General features: G+C 54.2%; 16 protein-coding genes. 5 read left to right on the plus strand and 11 right to left on the minus strand.

The window, feature by feature from the left end; translation table 11 throughout:
• Positions 1-78 precede the first annotated feature (78 nt).
• The 3 genes from G7090_RS12745 (at position 79) to osmB (ending at position 1,562) form a co-directional block, all read left to right on the plus strand.
• Positions 79-261: a hypothetical protein gene (locus tag G7090_RS12745; RefSeq protein ID WP_166182675.1), complete on the plus strand. Its 183-nt coding sequence runs from the start codon at positions 79-81 to the stop codon at positions 259-261.
• A gap of 68 nt (positions 262-329) precedes the next feature.
• Positions 330-1,085 carry a DNA-binding transcriptional regulator YciT gene (locus tag G7090_RS12750; protein ID WP_166182676.1) on the plus strand — a complete coding sequence of 252 codons (756 nt, stop codon included), beginning with the start codon at positions 330-332 and terminating at the stop codon, positions 1,083-1,085.
• 261 nt (positions 1,086-1,346) lie between these two features.
• Positions 1,347-1,562 carry an osmotically-inducible lipoprotein OsmB gene (gene osmB, locus G7090_RS12760; protein ID WP_106993143.1) on the plus strand — a complete coding sequence of 72 codons (216 nt, stop codon included), beginning with the start codon at positions 1,347-1,349 and terminating at the stop codon, positions 1,560-1,562.
• 113 nt (positions 1,563-1,675) lie between these two features.
• Here osmB and yciH read toward each other — a convergent pair whose 3' ends face one another.
• The 5 genes from yciH to pgpB all read right to left on the minus strand — a co-directional run bounded on the left by yciH (position 1,676) and on the right by pgpB (position 5,323).
• Positions 1,676-2,002, minus strand: a complete 327-nt coding sequence (gene yciH / locus G7090_RS12765; RefSeq protein ID WP_166182677.1) for a stress response translation initiation inhibitor YciH — start codon at positions 2,000-2,002, stop codon at positions 1,676-1,678.
• Complete coding sequence (pyrF, locus tag G7090_RS12770) at positions 2,002-2,739, minus strand: orotidine-5'-phosphate decarboxylase (RefSeq protein ID WP_166182678.1); 738 nt, start codon at positions 2,737-2,739, stop codon at positions 2,002-2,004. The genes yciH and pyrF overlap by 1 nt, the downstream gene beginning before the upstream one ends.
• 183 nt (positions 2,740-2,922) lie before the next feature.
• Positions 2,923-4,092 carry a lipopolysaccharide assembly protein LapB gene (lapB, locus tag G7090_RS12775; RefSeq protein WP_106993146.1) on the minus strand — a complete coding sequence of 390 codons (1,170 nt, stop codon included), beginning with the start codon at positions 4,090-4,092 and terminating at the stop codon, positions 2,923-2,925.
• Positions 4,093-4,098: 6 nt separating this feature from the next.
• Entirely contained in the window at positions 4,099-4,407 is a 309-nt protein-coding gene (locus G7090_RS12780; RefSeq protein WP_106993147.1) for a LapA family protein, read from the minus strand.
• Positions 4,408-4,558: 151 nt separating this feature from the next.
• A complete protein-coding gene (gene pgpB, locus G7090_RS12785; RefSeq protein WP_166182679.1) occupies positions 4,559-5,323 on the minus strand; it encodes a phosphatidylglycerophosphatase B in 765 nt (254 codons plus the stop codon).
• A gap of 197 nt (positions 5,324-5,520) precedes the next feature.
• Here pgpB and ribA point away from each other — a divergent pair, with 197 nt between their 5' ends.
• A complete protein-coding gene (ribA, locus tag G7090_RS12790) occupies positions 5,521-6,111 on the plus strand; it encodes a GTP cyclohydrolase II (protein WP_106993149.1) in 591 nt (196 codons plus the stop codon).
• 48 nt (positions 6,112-6,159) lie between these two features.
• On the opposite strand, the gene acnA is transcribed toward ribA, so the two are convergent.
• The 5 genes from acnA to topA form a co-directional block, all read right to left on the minus strand.
• Complete coding sequence (gene acnA / locus G7090_RS12795; protein ID WP_166182680.1) at positions 6,160-8,835, minus strand: aconitate hydratase AcnA; 2,676 nt, start codon at positions 8,833-8,835, stop codon at positions 6,160-6,162.
• Between the two features lie 167 nt (positions 8,836-9,002).
• A complete protein-coding gene (gene ymiC / locus G7090_RS23785; protein WP_225758619.1) occupies positions 9,003-9,104 on the minus strand; it encodes a small membrane protein YmiC in 102 nt (33 codons plus the stop codon).
• A gap of 299 nt (positions 9,105-9,403) precedes the next feature.
• The gene (locus G7090_RS12800) at positions 9,404-9,544 is read right to left on the minus strand and encodes a YmiA family putative membrane protein (protein ID WP_225758618.1); all 141 of its coding nucleotides are present in this window, start codon (positions 9,542-9,544) and stop codon (positions 9,404-9,406) included.
• Between the two features lie 336 nt (positions 9,545-9,880).
• Complete coding sequence (gene cysB / locus G7090_RS12805; protein WP_032611190.1) at positions 9,881-10,855, minus strand: HTH-type transcriptional regulator CysB; 975 nt, start codon at positions 10,853-10,855, stop codon at positions 9,881-9,883.
• Between the two features lie 187 nt (positions 10,856-11,042).
• Positions 11,043-13,637, minus strand: coding sequence for a type I DNA topoisomerase (topA, locus tag G7090_RS12810; protein ID WP_106993153.1), 2,595 nt, complete (start codon positions 13,635-13,637; stop codon positions 11,043-11,045).
• A gap of 396 nt (positions 13,638-14,033) precedes the next feature.
• On the opposite strand from topA, the gene G7090_RS12815 reads away from it, so the two are divergent.
• On the plus strand, positions 14,034-14,285 hold the full coding sequence (locus G7090_RS12815) for a YciN family protein (protein ID WP_106993154.1): 252 nt from the start codon (positions 14,034-14,036) through the stop codon (positions 14,283-14,285).
• Positions 14,286-14,319: 34 nt separating this feature from the next.
• On the opposite strand, the gene sohB is transcribed toward G7090_RS12815, so the two are convergent.
• Positions 14,320-15,366, minus strand: a complete 1,047-nt coding sequence (sohB, locus tag G7090_RS12820; protein ID WP_166182682.1) for a protease SohB — start codon at positions 15,364-15,366, stop codon at positions 14,320-14,322.
• Positions 15,367-15,615: the final 249 nt, after the last annotated feature.

The following is a 15,615-nucleotide window of genomic DNA, read 5'->3' on the forward strand; positions in this document are numbered from 1 at the left end:
AGCACACTTTTTCCCTTCTCTTTTGCCTTCAATTTCTGCATCATTGAATTTATTCACTTTTCATTTAGGGATGAGATTATGTCTGATATCGATGCACTGAAAGTTGCCCAACGTATTGATACTGTGCTGGATATTCTGGTTGCAGGTGATGTGAACTCTGCTCTGCGTAATCTCGAGATATTAAAATCAGAATTACTGACTCAGGCGGGCACGCAGAAAAACGGCGATGCAGCACAGCCTAAATCGCCGTGGGAAGTTTAAGGGTCGCAGCAGCCCACATGGTAATGTCAGTTTTCAACTAACGGCTCTGCCGTTTTAATATGGATGCTATGAATTCCCGACAACAAATAATATTACAGATGGTGATCGACACGGGTCGCATGAGCGTCGTTGATCTGGCTAAAAGCACCGGCGTATCAGAAGTCACCATCCGCCAGGACCTCAATCTTCTGGAAAAGATGAGTTATCTGCGCCGCGCACATGGCTATGCCGTGCCGCTGGACAGCGAAGATGTCGAAACGCGCATGATGAACAACTACGCCCTGAAACGTGAACTGGCAGAGTTTGCCGCTTCTCTGGTCAACAATGGCGAAACGGTGTTTATCGAAAATGGCAGTTGTAATGCCCTGCTGGCGCGAACGCTGGCTGAACAGAAAGAGGACGTGACCATCGTGACGGTGAGCAGCTACATTGCTCATCTCCTGAAAGAGACGCGCAGCGAAGTCATTTTGTTGGGCGGTATCTATCAGAAAAAAAGCGAAAGCATGGTTGGCCCACTGACGCGTCAGTATGTTCAGCAGGTGCATTTCAGCAAGGCTTTTATCGGTATTGATGGCTGGCAGCCGGAGACTGGTTTTACCGGGCGGGACATGATGCGTTCTGACGTGGTTAACGCGGTACTTGAGAAAGGCGCTGAGGCCATTGTGCTGACCGACAGCACCAAGTTTGGCGCAGTGCATCCCTACACGATGGGCCCTGTCTCCCGCTTCAATCGGGTGATCACTGACGAGGGCATCAAAGCGACCCACAGCGAGAAGCTACAGCAAGAAGGCCTGATCGTCGATATCGTCAAAAAACCGGCCTGACTCTCCTCTACGCCCGCCTCGTCGGGCGTTTTTTCTGCCCTTTCGCTCTGAGATTATTCTGACGCAGCCTTTAAGACTATTTACCTGTCGGATCAGTGATAAAGACGTAAAATTATTGTTAGCGATATAACAGGAAGTAACTATCACCTGCGTGATTTTGTAACGCCTGCGCAATCAAGTTTCATGGAAAACTGGCTTAAGAGTTTTACACTTATTTAAGCAGAGCTATTTCCGTGGATCACTATTTCAGGAGAATGAGTTATGTCTATTAACAGCAAAAAATTATCCGCTGCTATGCTGGCTGTCACGCTGGCGTTATCACTAAGCGCATGCTCCGGCATGAGCAGACAAGATCGTAATACCGCGATTGGTGCGGGTGCAGGCGCAATCGGTGGTTCCGTCTTAACAGACGGTAGCACGCTGGGTACCCTGGGTGGTGCTGCAGTGGGTGGTATCATCGGTCACCAGGTTAAATAACTTACAGATTACCACCGCAGTCATTTGATACCGCCCTGTTGTTTCTGGCGCTATCTCAAAATAAAAACAATAAGCCACGGTCTCGACCGTGGCTTATTTGTTTCTGCTAAGCATTAACCGCCCGCTAATTTCACTTTCATCCCTTTTGCTTCCAGCAGGGATTTAATCAGATCCCGCTTATCGCCCTGGATCTCAATCACGCCATCTTTAACCGATCCGCCGCAGCCGCACTTTTTCTTCAACTCGGCGGCAATGGCTGTCAGGGTGGCATCGTCGGCATCAATGCCGCTCACCAGGCAAACGCCCTTCCCTTTGCGTCCGCTGGTCTGACGTTGAATGCGCACAATGCCGTCGCCTTTCGGGCGCTCAGCTTCCACCTTCGGTTCATCGATGCGCCCGGTGTCGGTTGAATAGACCAGGCGGCTGTTGGTATCGCGCATTAAACCCCCTTGTGAAGCGATGCGTTGATGGCTTTCAGGGTCTGAGCCGGATCCGCAGACTGGGTCACCGGACGACCAATAACCATATAGTCTACGCCCGCTGCCAGCGCCTGCTCCGGGGTCATAATGCGGCGCTGATCGCCGGCATCGCTGCCCTGAGGACGAATGCCTGGCGTGACCAGCTTAAAGTCCTGACCGATAGCACTTTTGAAGCGCACCGCTTCCTGAGCAGAGCACACCACACCGTCCAGCCCGCAGGAATGGGTCAGCCGCGCCAGGCGCTCGGCATGCTCAGCCGGTGACAGGGTCACGCCGAGATCCAGCAGGTCGCTGGCTTCCATGCTGGTCAGCACGGTGACGGCAATCAGCAAGGGGGCGTCTTTGCCAAACGGCAGCAAGGCTACCCGGGCGGCTGTCATCATCCGTGCCCCACCTGAAGCATGGACGTTCACCATCCAGACGCCCAGCTCGGCCGCCGCGGTTACCGCATGGGCCGTAGTGTTAGGAATATCGTGGAATTTTAGATCCAGAAAGATATCAAAGCCGCGCTGCTGCATGTCACGCACGATTTGCGGGCCAAAGAGCGTGAACATCTCTTTGCCGATTTTCAGGCGGCAGTCGCGCGGGTCAATAAGATCAACGAACGCAAGCGCGTTATCGCGATTGTTGTAATCCAGAGCGACAACAACAGGAGATTCAGTACCTGCGCGGGAAGAAGAGGGAGCTACAGACGTCATGACCGGACCTTCTCGTCGATGGGCGCCGCATCGGCGCGGGAATGATAAACGGCGTGCATTCTACCTGTGCCTCGCTGAAATTAACAGGTTCCATTTCCATTCCTGCCAGACCGCAGCGCGCACCGACCAGCCTGGATGCCAGACTTAGAGTATGTTGTAACTAAAATGAGATTTTTTTAAAAATTACTGCCCATCGAGGCCGCGAATCGGCTTGATGGTGGACCAGGCGCGGCAGGACGGACAGTGCCAGTACAGCGTATAGGCGGTAAAACCGCACTTCTGGCAGCGGTAGCGCGGCTTACTGCGGATCTGCTCGCCGACCATGTCACGCAGCACCATCAGACTCTCTTTAGCACGCCCCTCTTCTGCATCGTGCAGGTGATAATCCATCAGCTTGTGGAAGACGCGCATGGTGGGATGACGCTGCAGCTGACGCGTGATGTAGACCTGCGCCGTGTCACTGCCTTCATGCTCCTGGACGACATCCGCCAGCATCAGCTCCGCATACGCCCCGGTGTTCTCTTCCACGCAGCGGCGCAGGAAAGCAACCCACTCTTCGGCCATACCCAGTTGCTGATAGCAGGTTTGCAGCATCTCCAGAGTTTCGCTGACCAACTCTTTATCCTGCTCGATGACCCGTAGCAAGCTTTCTACCGCTTTCTGATAATCGCCTTTCGCCATGTACACGCGCCCCATCATGATGGAGACGCGCGCGCTGCTACGATCGGCGGCAGCGCCTTTCCTGAGCAGCGCCATGGCTTTATCCATGTCTTCATTGCCCATCTGCTGGAGAGCCAGTTCGCAATAGAAATGGGCAATTTCGACGCGCTGTTTGTCTTTACCCAGCTTCACCAGACGTTCCGCAACGTCGATCGCCTTCTGCCACTCGCTGGTGGCCTGGTAAATCTGCAGGAGTTGTTGCAGGGCGCTGATGCGAAAATCGGTTTCGTCCACCAGCTGGTTAAACATCTCTTCGGCGCGATCGTACAACCCGGCCGCCATATAGTCGCGACCCAGCTGTTGTACGGCCAGCAGACGCTGCTCATAGGTTAATGAGGCGCTTTCCATTAAGGTCTGGTGAATGCGAATGGCGCGGTCAACTTCACCGCGGGAACGGAACAGATTGCCGAGAGTAAGATGGGCCTCAACGGTGCCGGTATCCTCTTTCAACATCTCGAGGAACAGGTCGACCGCTTTGTCCTGTTGGTTGCTCAGAAGGAAGTTAACCCCGGCAACGTAGTCGCGTGACAGGCGGTTAGCTTCATCCTGTTTTGTTTGTTGCGCACTTCTGCGGCCCATATACCAGCCATAGGCTGCGGCTACAGGCAAAAGCAGAAACAACAACTCCAGCATCTTTGATTATTCCTTCGCTACCGGCACACCTGAACTCACCGGAACGTCGGTCGTGGGCGCAATCTGGTATTCAAGACGTTTAATTTTACGTTCAGCACGGGCAAGTGAAACCCGAACTTTCAGCCAGAACAGGCCGCAAATAAGCCAGCCGATCGCAAACCCGGCCGCAAAGAGTACCGCCAGCAGGCTGGAAATCCGATATTCGCCTTGCGCCAGCAGATAATTAAAGGTTACCTGTTGATCGTTTTGCGCACCCAATGTGACGGAAATGACGAAAATCGCCAATACCAGTAAGAAAATGAGTAAATATTTCACATTACTTCCCGTTATGTGGTTTGAGCGAATAAAGAGTGTTCAACATCGCGTAGCCAGCCTTATAAACTACCATTTTAAGGACGGGCGCGAAACGGAAAAAGCATCGCGCCACGGTGAGATCTGCGGCTAAATATGAGAATTTCAACCGCTGTCAGCTTTCCTGGTCCCTGTCGGCTATTTCCCGCTTCTCTTCTACTGGCGGCGTGAGTGGACCACAGACGCGCTGAGCAAGCCAGGTCGCACAGGTGATCAGCAGCCACGACATCAGGGTGGCCACCACCAGATCCCGCGGCCAGTGCATGCCGAGCAGCAGGCGGCTCCCCATGACACCCGTCGCCCACACCAGCAGAATGGCGATAGTGAACGTGCGTCGACGCGGCCACAGCAATCCTACCCCCAACAAGGCCCAGCTCGCGGCGAACATTGTGTGGCCTGACGGGAAGGCAAATCCTGTCTCTTTTTGCCAGTGCTTACGTAAGAATGTCGGAACAGCCTGTTGTTCAGTAAGCTGTTCTTTCACCAGCTCGCCGCGTTCTTTACGCTTTAAATTGTAGAAGTCGTTGACCGGGACATGGTGAGTTTTTTCCAGCCAGACGACAAACGGACGCGGCTCCTGAACCTGATCTTTCACCCAGGATTTGAGTCCCTGGCCGATCAGGATCACGCCGGCGAGAATGGCAAAGAGCATAATGGCGGCCCGCAGGCGAAAACGCAGGCACCATAGAAACCATCCGCACAACAGCGCATGCGTAATAATGCCCCAGGGTTGGGTGACCGTCTCTGTGATCCAGTACAGCGCCTTTAGCCACCCGCTATCCGCGCCAGGCTGCCACTGCCAGCCTGATATCCATACCGTCGCAGGCATAATGAGTAATATCCCTGCACCAACTGCCGTGCGGCGGGCAATAGAAAGCATGTCGTCTCCTTTTTTCGATAAGCCTCACAATCATAACCGAAAAATTACAACCGCGTAAAAATGTCGGATTGTGCGTTTAACGTTCGTTAAGCTGGCGGTGATTAGGTGAACCCGCGCAGCTTGTGGCAAAATATGACAATACCGACAGCCAAACAGGCAACAGACACAAGGCGTGTCAGCATTTTCTGGAGAATCACATGCAGCTTAAACGTGTGGCAGAAGCCAATCTGCCAACCCCATGGGGCGATTTCCTGATGGTGGGTTTTGAAGAACTGGCAACCGGGCAGGATCACGTTGCGTTAGTGTTCGGGGATACCTCCGGGCAGACGCCAGTGCTTGCTCGCGTCCATTCCGAGTGTTTGACGGGTGACGCCCTGTTTAGCCTGCGCTGCGATTGTGGTTTTCAACTGGAAGCCGCCCTGTCGCACATTGCGGAAGAAGGCCGTGGCATCCTGCTGTATCACCGTCAGGAGGGTCGTAATATCGGCCTGCTGAATAAAATCCGCGCCTATGCCCTGCAGGATCAAGGGTACGATACCGTGGAAGCGAACCATCAGTTAGGCTTTGCTGCCGATGAGCGCGATTTCACCCTCTGCGCCGATATGTTCAAGCTGCTGGGCGTGGACGAAGTGCGTCTTCTGACCAACAACCCGCGTAAGGTCGAGATCCTGACCGAAGCTGGCATCAACATCGTTGAGCGCGTGCCGCTGATCGTGGGCCGCAACCCGAACAACGAACACTATCTGGATACCAAAGCGGCGAAGCTTGGGCATCTCCTTAGCGAATAAAAAATAACAGCCCGGCAGCGCAAGGCATGCCGGGCTGGTCACAGCACGTTAATTCAACATATTACGAATCACATAGTGCAGGATGCCGTCGTTCTGGTAGTAGGTCAGCTCTGTCGCGGTATCAATACGGCAGCGACACTCCACCATCTCGGTTTGCCCGTCCGCCCGCGTCAGTTTGACCGATACCGTGGCACCCGGCGTCAGACTTTGCAGATCCGCAATATCAATACGCTCCTCCCCGGTCAGCCCCAGCGTTTTACGTGATGTCCCCTGCGGGAACTCCAGGGGTAAAATCCCCATCCCAATCAGGTTTGAACGGTGGATACGCTCAAACGACTCAGCGATCACCACGCGCACGCCCAGCAGTCGAGGTCCTTTTGCAGCCCAGTCGCGACTGGATCCGGAGCCGTACTCTTTCCCGGCAATGACCGCCAGCGGCGTGCCTTCCTGCTGATACTTCATGGCAGCATCGTAAATCGAGATCACTTCCGTGCCCGGCAGATGGCGGGTCATCCCACCTTCGACCCCTGGCACCATCTCGTTGCGAATGCGGATATTAGCGAAGGTACCGCGCATCATCACCTCATGGTTGCCGCGACGCGAACCGTAGGAGTTGAAGTCACGTCGCTCCACGCCACGACTCTGCAGATATCGTCCAGCCGGGCTATCGGCTTTAATGCTGCCCGCCGGGGAGATGTGGTCGGTGGTCACCGAGTCGCCAAGGATGGCTAACACCCGCGCGCCGTGAATATCTTCCAGCGGTTTTGGTTCGGCCAGCATCTCGTCGAAGAAAGGCGACAGACGGATATAGGTCGAATCATCCTGCCAGCTGTAGGTGTCTGAGCGCGCCACCTCAATCGTTTTCCACTCCGGCGTGCCTTCGAACACTTCGGCATACTCTTTGCGGAACATGTCGGTGGAGACTTTTTCTACCGCAAGGGCGATCTCCTGTGCTGACGGCCAGATATCCTTCAGATAAACCGGATCTCCTTTGCGATCGTGCCCCAACGGCTCGGTCGCGAGGTTTATATTCATGTTGCCAGCCAGGGCATAGGCTACCACCAGTGGCGGCGACGCCAGCCAGTTGGTTTTAATCAGCGGATGGATACGGCCTTCGAAGTTACGGTTGCCAGAGAGCACCGCCCCTACCGTCATATCGCCCTGCTTGATGGCCGTCTCGATAGGCTCCGGTAGCGGCCCGGAGTTCCCGATACAGGTGGTACACCCGTAGCCGACCAGGTTAAAGCCCAGCTCATCCAGGTACGGTGTCAGCCGGGCCTGGGCCAGATAATCGGAGACCACCTTGGACCCCGGTGCCAGCGAGGCTTTTACCCACGGCTGGCGTTTCAGCCCAAGAGTAACGGCTTTTTTTGCCAGCAGCCCGGCCGCCATCAACACGCTGGGGTTAGAGGTGTTGGTACAGGAGGTAATGGCCGCGATCACCACCGCGCCATCCGGAAGCTGGTACTGATGGCCGTTCATAACATAATCAATGGGACGGCTATCCTTGTGGGCGGTGTTAACCTCCAGCTCGGTGCTGGCGGCAAAGGCCTTCGGCACATCTGCCAGCGCCACCCGATCCTGAGGACGTTTCGGCCCGGCAAGACTGGCTTCCACTTCGCCCATATCCAGCGCCAGCGTGCTGGTGAACACGGGTTCATCACCCGGGTTACGCCACATTCCTTGCGCTTTGGCATAGGCCTCGACCAGCGCGACCTGCTCGCTGCTGCGCCCGCTGAGGCGCATATACTCCAGCGTTACGCCATCAATCGGGAAGAAGCCACAGGTTGCGCCATATTCCGGCGCCATGTTGGCGATGGTGGCCCGGTCAGCCAGCGGCAACGTATCGAGCCCGTCACCGTAGAATTCAACGAATTTGCCCACCACCCCATGCTTACGCAGCATCTGAGTCACGGTGAGCACCAGATCGGTTGCGGTGATGCCTTCACTCAGTTTGCCGGTCAGCTTAAAGCCGACCACGTCAGGGATCAGCATCGAGACCGGCTGGCCGAGCATGGCGGCCTCAGCTTCGATGCCCCCTACCCCCCAGCCCAACACGCCAAGGCCGTTGATCATGGTGGTGTGCGAGTCAGTACCGACCAGGGTATCCGGGTAGGCCACCCACTCTTTATCCTGCAGTTCGCTCCACACCGCTTTGCCAAGGTATTCGAGATTGACCTGATGGCAGATGCCGGTGCCGGGCGGGACAACGCTAAAGCGGCTGAAGGCCTGCTGGCCCCACTTCAGAAACACATAGCGCTCGTGGTTACGCTCCATCTCCAGACGCACGTTCTCTTCAAAGGCCTCATCGTCGCCAAAGTGGTCCACGGTTACAGAGTGGTCAATAACGAGGTCCACAGGAGAAAGCGGGTTCACTTTGGCGGTATCGCCGCCGAGGCGTTTAACCGCTTCGCGCATCGCCGCCAGATCGACTACCGCCGGGACGCCAGTGAAGTCCTGCATCAGGACCCTGGCCGGACGATAGGCAATTTCCCGGTCGGCATGGGCATTTTGCAGCCACCCGGCGAGGGCGTGGATATCCTCGCTGGTGACAGAGTCCCCATCCTGCCAGCGCAGAAGGTTTTCCAGTAACACTTTAAGCGACTTGGGTAAACGCGCGATGTCCCCAAGCTCCCTGGCGGCCAGCGGCAGGCTGTAGTAGTGATAGGTTTTGTTCTCGGCCTGCAATGTGTCCTTACTGGCTTCGCGTAAGGTTAACGACATAAGCTCCTCCTTAATTACCGGGATTGCGATACCCTGACCTTTATCAGGGCCGTAATTAAAGATAACACATCGTCACCGTAACGATTTGATAACAACTCAAATGGACAAATTTAAGACTACAGGAGAGGGTAAAAACAAAAAGCCCCGCTTTAGCGAGGCTTTATTTTTCAGTGTAAGGTGAGGGAGATGAGCTGGTACCAGAAGAGAATCGACAGGGAGAACGCAGCGATCCACGACCAGTATTTAACTCCGGATATATTATTCATCATTGTGACACCCGTCTTTATTTATTTGTTTACGGCTGAGTCTGGCTCAGTTCGGTATTGCTGAAGTGTATTTATTTAAGAGTACAAAAGTGCACTGGATTATTAATGCACTACGCCTGAGCGGCAGAATTATTGTTTTTTGGTATCGTCTTCTGCGAACGAATCAATGAAGGCTTGCTGTTGCGGAGACAGTGTCCAGGAAGCAGGCACTTGCCCTTTAACTTCTTTACGGACTTTGCGGCGAGTGTCACGTTGCTGACACATAGGTTTCACTGCTTCACTGCGCCCCTGTACCGTCATAGTTAACCCCAAAATTTCCAGACCAGTAACGCCACCACCACCCAAAACAGCGTGGAGCCGAGAAACACCGCCAGCCAGGCCTTACGCTTAAGTCCTGGGTTCCGTTGCGGATCCTGACGTCCTGACGGCATTGCTAACCTCATACAATCGATATCGCTTATCATTTAGATACCAAACAATTGGTATAAGTAATCATGGTTGAGATAAATCCTAAAGAAACTTTAGTTGAAAATCCAGCGAATTTACCAATCGTATACCGTGAAATATCTAATCTTTTGAGCGGAAATATATAAATGAAACGAGGAATTTGCGTAGCGGCTATTTATTTTCTATTTTGGTTGTCTTTTTGTTACGGACAGGTACAGAAAGCGCTAAAACTCTATGGTTATTCTGAGGAATGGCAAGCGTGAGGCGGGGTTTTAATTCGGGTAAACGCAGGGATAACGGTATCCTTCCCGCAGGAAAGATACCGCAGGGTATTATTTTTCTGGCAGCTTAATATCTTTAAACATCGCTTCGATGTCTTCATTAGAACGCAGCGCCACTGCCGTATCCACCACATCGCGGGTTAAATGTGGGGCGAAACGCTGAATAAAATCATACATATAGCTACGCAGGAAAGTGCTACGACGGAAACCGATTTTGGTGGTGCTATGGCCGAACACCCCCTGGGTATCCAGGCGCACCAGATCGGGATCGGCTACCGGATCGACTGCCATACTGGCAATTACCCCTACCCCCAGCCCCAGCCGTACATAGGTTTTAATCACGTCGGCATCGGTGGCGGTAAAGACGATCCGTGGCGTCAGCCCAGCACGATTAAAAGCGGTGTCCAGTTCTGAACGGCCGGTAAAGCCAAAGGTATAGGTCACCAGCGGATACTGAGCGAGCTCTTCGATCGACACCGACGTTTTGGCCGCCAGCGGGTGTTCCGGCGTCACTACAATCGAGCGGTTCCAGTGATAGCAAGGCAGCATGACCAGATCGTCGTAAAGATGCAACGCTTCGGTGGCAATAGCAAAATCCGCATTGCCTTTGGAGACCGCCTCAGCAATCTGCGTCGGTGAGCCCTGATGCATATGCAACGACACGCGAGGGTAGCGCTCGATAAAACCTTTAATCACGCCCGGCAAGGCGTAACGTGCCTGAGTGTGGGTGGTGGCGATATACAGGGAGCCTTTGTCAGGCCAGGTATGCTCGCCTGCCACGGATTTGATGGCATCGACCTTCGACAGCACCTCGCGGGCGATACGGATAATCTCCTGCCCCGCCGGTGTCACCTGGGTAAGATGTTTACCACTGCGGGCGAAAATCTGGATCCCCAGCTCATCTTCAAGCATACGGACCTGCTTACTGATACCGGGTTGGGAGGTATAAAGACCTTCTGCGGTCGAGGAGACATTAAGGTTGTGGTTGACCACCTCAACGATATAGCGAAGCTGCTGTAGTTTCATGCGGGACCATCCGATTGAGCGCACACGGGCAATCGCTTAAGACGATTTGATAATAAGAAAAGGATTAACTATAACCACTATATCATTTATATCATTGCTGTATAGCCCGTAACAAAAAATAATAAACAGGCAATAAAAAAGGGCCGGATGTCCGGCCCTTTTACAGGTAAGTTACGGTAATTAAGGCTTATTTCTTGCCTTCAACCCATTTGCCGTCAACATAAAATGCTGACCAGCCGGTGGCTTTACCGTCCTTTTCAGCAGCAACATACTGCTGCTTGGTTTTACGGCTAAAACGTACAACCGTTTTGTTGCCTTCAGGATCCTGCTGTGGCGCATCGGCCAGATAGCGCAGCTTCTCTGCGAGGCGATCGCGGAAGCGGAACAGCTCTTCCACTAACGGCGCACGCGTTTCACGTGATTTCGGGAAGGTGTTAGCCGCCAGGAAGACGCCCGCCGCACCGTCACGCAGGACGAAGTAGGCATCAGACTTCTCGCACGGCAGCTCCGGCAAGGGAACCGGATCTTCCTTCGGCGGTGCCACTTCACCGTTACGCAGGATCTTACGCGTGTTTTTGCAGTCGTCGTTGGTACAGGCCATGTACTTGCCAAAACGCCCCATCTTCAGGTGCATTTCAGAACCACATTTCTCACACTCCACGATCGGGCCGTCATAGCCCTTAATGCGGAACTCGCCCTCTTCGATCTCGTAACCGTCGCAGGTCGGGTTGTTACCACAGACGTGCAGCTTACGCTTCGGATCGATCAGGTAGCTGTCCATCGCTGTGCCGCACTTATTACAGCGGCGCTTGGCGCGTAATGCGTTGGTTTCCGCATCATCGCCTTCCAGCACGTTCAGCACTTCGTTTTCCGGCACCAGGTTGATGGTGGTTTTGCAGCGCTCTTTCGGTGATAAAGCATAGCCTGAGCAGCCGAGGAACACGCCGGTAGTGGCGGTACGGATCCCCATCTTGCGGCCGCAGGTCGGGCAGTCGATGCTGGTCAGCACCATCTGGTTCGGCTGCATGCCACCCTCTTCAGGGTCTTTTTCCGCTTTTTCCAGCTGGTTGGTGAAGTCGCCGAAGAAGCTGTCGAGCACTTTCTTCCACTCGGCTTCGTGGTTCGCCACCTGGTCCAGGCTGTTTTCCATCTGCGCGGTAAAGTCGTAATTCATCAGCTCGCGGAAGTTAGCTTCCAGACGATCGGTTACGATTTCACCCATTTTCTCTGCATAGAAACGGCGGTTTTCCGTACGCACATAGCCGCGATCCTGGATGGTCGAAATGATCGACGCATAGGTGGACGGGCGACCGATGCCGCGTTTTTCCAGCTCTTTCACCAGCGAAGCTTCGCTGAAGCGAGCCGGTGGCTTGGTGAAGTGCTGGGCTGGCGTCAGTTCAACCAGAGAGAGTTCATCCCCGGCGTTGACCGCTGGCAGGGTTTTGTCTTCATCACCCTTACGCAGCGCAGGCATCACTTTGGTCCAGCCATCGAAACGCAGAATACGGCCACGCGCTTTCAGGCGGAAATCACCCGCACCGACGGTCAGGGTGGTGGAGTCGTATTGCGCTGGCGTCATCTGACAGGCAACAAACTGGCGCCAGATCAGCTGATACAGCTTCTGCGCATCGGCTTCCATATCCTTGAGGGATTCCGCCACCACAGCAACGTCAGAAGGACGAATCGCTTCGTGCGCTTCCTGTGAATTCTCTTTGCTGTTGTACTGGTTGGCGCTCTCCGGAAGATACTTCTTACCGAAGTTATCGCCAATGTAATCACGCACCATGTTCACTGCGTCCTGGCTCAGGTTGGTGGAGTCAGTACGCATATAGGTAATGTGACCGGCTTCATACAGACGCTGAGCCATCATCATGGTTTTCTTCACGCCGTAACCCAGACGGGTACTTGCCGCCTGCTGCAGCGTGGAGGTGATAAACGGCGCGCCCGGCTTGCTGCTGGTCGGTTTGTCTTCACGATCCAGCACCTGATAGCGGGCCTTTTCCAGCACCGCAACCGCAGCCATCGTCTGCTCACGGTTTTCAGGGCGGAACGGCTTATCGTTCTGGTGCGAGACTTCCAGCGGCAGCGTATCGCCGCCTGGCGTGGTCACGCTGGCGTCAATTTCCCAGAACTCTTCTGGCACAAACGCTTTGATTTCGCGTTCACGCTCAACCACCAGCCGCACGGCAACAGACTGTACGCGGCCCGCTGACAGGCCACGGGCAATCTTTTTCCACAGCAGTGGAGAGACCATGTAACCCACGACGCGGTCCATAAAGCGGCGCGCCTGCTGAGCGTTAACGCGATCGATATTCAGCTCACCCGGCTTTTCAAAAGCCTGACGGATCGCGTTTTTAGTAATTTCGTTAAACACCACGCGGCTGTAGCGGGTGTCATCTCCCCCGATCACTTCCCGCAGGTGCCATGCAATGGCCTCCCCTTCGCGGTCAAGGTCGGTTGCGAGATAGATGTGGTCGGCTTTTTCCGCCAGCTGTTTCAGCTCGGAGACGACTTTCTCTTTACCCGGCAGCACCTCGTACTGTGCCTGCCAGTTATCCCACGGGTTAACCCCCATGCGATTTACGAGCGCGCTACGTTCATCCTTTTTAGGCTTTTTGGCCCCTTTGGTGGAGGTAGAGTCGGCGCTCTTCTTGGCTGAGCCACTGGTCGGCAGATCGCGGATATGACCGACGCTGGACTTAACCACGTAGTCGCTACCCAGATACTTATTGATCGTTTTGGCTTTTGCCGGGGACTCAACGATAACGAGAGCTTTACCCATATTCACCTTTACCTAATTTGTTTCTTCCAGGAATACGTCGCGTGAGTTCACCTTCCACTGGCGACGAGTCATCTATATAACGACGTCATCAGTGGATATCAACCCCCATTCGGACCAGTCGCCAAAAACGACCTCAGCCAGGTGGTTGAGATTACGGGCTTTTTCTCGCTCCGGTGTGACTGCACGACGAGATTTAGGTCGAATGTCAAGCAAATCTATTGCCAGAATGACGAAAGCGCACACTCTACCTGATAAAATCCGTTACGCAACTTTATTAGCATGCAAAAGCAAATCACGCCAGCGCTGTCCGTCTTGCCCAGCATGCCCGAAAACGGGGAAAATTTGCTCCCGGGACCGCGTCAGCGTAGACTAATATCACTGTTTAAGGAGGGGATAATGCAGCAAACTACCCAACCAATTGACCGCGCAACGTTACTTGCCGAAGCAAATAAACTCATTCGTGAACATGAAGACACTCTGGCAGGGATCGAAGCCACTGGAGTGGAACAGCGTAATGGCGTGCTGGTGTTCAGCGGCGAGTATTATCTCGATGAGCAGGGGCTACCTACCCCACGCAGCACGGCGGTATTTAACATGTTTAAATACCTGGCCCATGCGCTATCGGAAAAGTATCACCTGGTCGATTAAAGCAAAACGCGAGGCACTGGCCTCGCGTTTTTGTTTACAGCAGGGGTTTTTGTCCACGCTGCAGCCAGCGTAGCAGGAGACGATCCGCACTCTCTGCGGCGCTATTGGTAAAGCGGTCCATCAACTTTTTCCGTCGCATATAGCGCACGCCTACCAGCTCGCGGCCCTCCATCAGCCCCAACAGCAGATCGTCGCTGGTCCCCACCTGGTCCACCAGCCCTTTTTCCAGTGCCTGGGTGCCGTACCAGTGTTCACCGGTGGCCACCTGCTCGATATCAAGCGTTGGACGCATCTGCTTCACAAAGCTTTTAAACAGTAGGTGCGTGTCGTTAAGATCCTCACGGAACTTCTGTCGCCCTTCCTCGGTGTTTTCACCGAGCAGAGTCAGGGTGCGCTTGTACTGACCCGCCGTGTGCAACTCAACGTCAATATCTTTGTTTTTCAGGAAACGATTGAAGTTGGGGATCTGCGCCACTACGCCAATCGAACCAATAATAGAGAAAGGCGCGGCGACGATTTTATCGGCCACGCAGGCCATCATGTAACCACCGCTGGCGGCAACTTTATCTACCGCCACCGTCAGTGGGATCTGCTTGTCACGCAGGCGTTGCAGCTGCGAGGAGGCCAGCCCGTAGCCGTGCACCACCCCACCCGGGCTTTCAAGACGCAGGACAACCTGGTCTTCAGCTCTGGCCACAGCCAGCACGGCGGTGATCTCTTCGCGCAGGGAGGAGACCTCATGCGCATCCATGCTGCCTTTGAAATCCAGCACATAGACCCGCGGTTTTGACACCTCGGCGCGATGCTCCTGCTTTGCTTTCTGCTTTGCCGCTTTCGCGTCAAGCTTGAGCTTTTTCTTCTGCGCTTTGTGCCACAGCTTTTGTTGATGCGGGTCAAGCAGCGCCACCGACATCTCTTCCTTCATTTCCGTGTACTGCTCGCTTAACCGGGTGATCCGCAACTCACCGCGCTGACGTTTACGCTGCGTCAGGTTGACAATCAGAACTGCGACCACCGCAATGGCAATCACTACCGTTGCTATTTTGGCCAGAAATAAACCGTATTCAGAAAGTAATTCCACGCGTCCACCTTGGTTTAACCACTTGTTTTCACACCCAGTGTACAACAGCCTTCGCCAGGCGTCTCGCACCTGACGATACCCTTGCGAGGCGTCTTCAGGAATTGGCATTTCACGGAAAAATGTTTGCAAATTGTTAATTTTACAGTGAACTCTCCGGATGACTGATTGATATCCTGCTCACTTTCGGGCATAAAGCCGAAAAGAGACCGCACAGCATGGGCCGCGCCAACGCGCGCCAGAGGAGTGACT

It is taken from the genome of Leclercia sp. 29361, from assembly GCF_011290365.1.
Taxonomy (GTDB): Bacteria; Pseudomonadota; Gammaproteobacteria; order Enterobacterales; family Enterobacteriaceae; genus Enterobacter; species Enterobacter tamurae.

Excerpts from the sequence above, each read along its gene's own strand:
- G7090_RS12745 (WP_166182675.1), top strand. The coding sequence starts at position 79 with ATGTCTGATATCGATGCACTGAAAGTTGCCCAACGTATTGATACTGTG.
- G7090_RS12750 (WP_166182676.1), top strand. The coding sequence starts at position 330 with ATGAATTCCCGACAACAAATAATATTACAGATGGTGATCGACACGGGT.
- osmB (WP_106993143.1), top strand. The coding sequence starts at position 1,347 with ATGTCTATTAACAGCAAAAAATTATCCGCTGCTATGCTGGCTGTCACG.
- yciH (WP_166182677.1), bottom strand. The coding sequence starts at position 2,002 with ATGCGCGATACCAACAGCCGCCTGGTCTATTCAACCGACACCGGGCGC.
- pyrF (WP_166182678.1), bottom strand. The coding sequence starts at position 2,739 with ATGACGTCTGTAGCTCCCTCTTCTTCCCGCGCAGGTACTGAATCTCCT.
- lapB (WP_106993146.1), bottom strand. The coding sequence starts at position 4,092 with ATGCTGGAGTTGTTGTTTCTGCTTTTGCCTGTAGCCGCAGCCTATGGC.
- pgpB (WP_166182679.1), bottom strand. The coding sequence starts at position 5,323 with ATGCTTTCTATTGCCCGCCGCACGGCAGTTGGTGCAGGGATATTACTC.
- ribA (WP_106993149.1), top strand. The coding sequence starts at position 5,521 with ATGCAGCTTAAACGTGTGGCAGAAGCCAATCTGCCAACCCCATGGGGC.
- acnA (WP_166182680.1), bottom strand. The coding sequence starts at position 8,835 with ATGTCGTTAACCTTACGCGAAGCCAGTAAGGACACATTGCAGGCCGAG.
- ymiC (WP_225758619.1), bottom strand. The coding sequence starts at position 9,104 with ATGATGAATAATATATCCGGAGTTAAATACTGGTCGTGGATCGCTGCG.
- G7090_RS12800 (WP_225758618.1), bottom strand. The coding sequence starts at position 9,544 with ATGAGGTTAGCAATGCCGTCAGGACGTCAGGATCCGCAACGGAACCCA.
- cysB (WP_032611190.1), bottom strand. The coding sequence starts at position 10,855 with ATGAAACTACAGCAGCTTCGCTATATCGTTGAGGTGGTCAACCACAAC.
- topA (WP_106993153.1), bottom strand. The coding sequence starts at position 13,637 with ATGGGTAAAGCTCTCGTTATCGTTGAGTCCCCGGCAAAAGCCAAAACG.
- G7090_RS12815 (WP_106993154.1), top strand. The coding sequence starts at position 14,034 with ATGCAGCAAACTACCCAACCAATTGACCGCGCAACGTTACTTGCCGAA.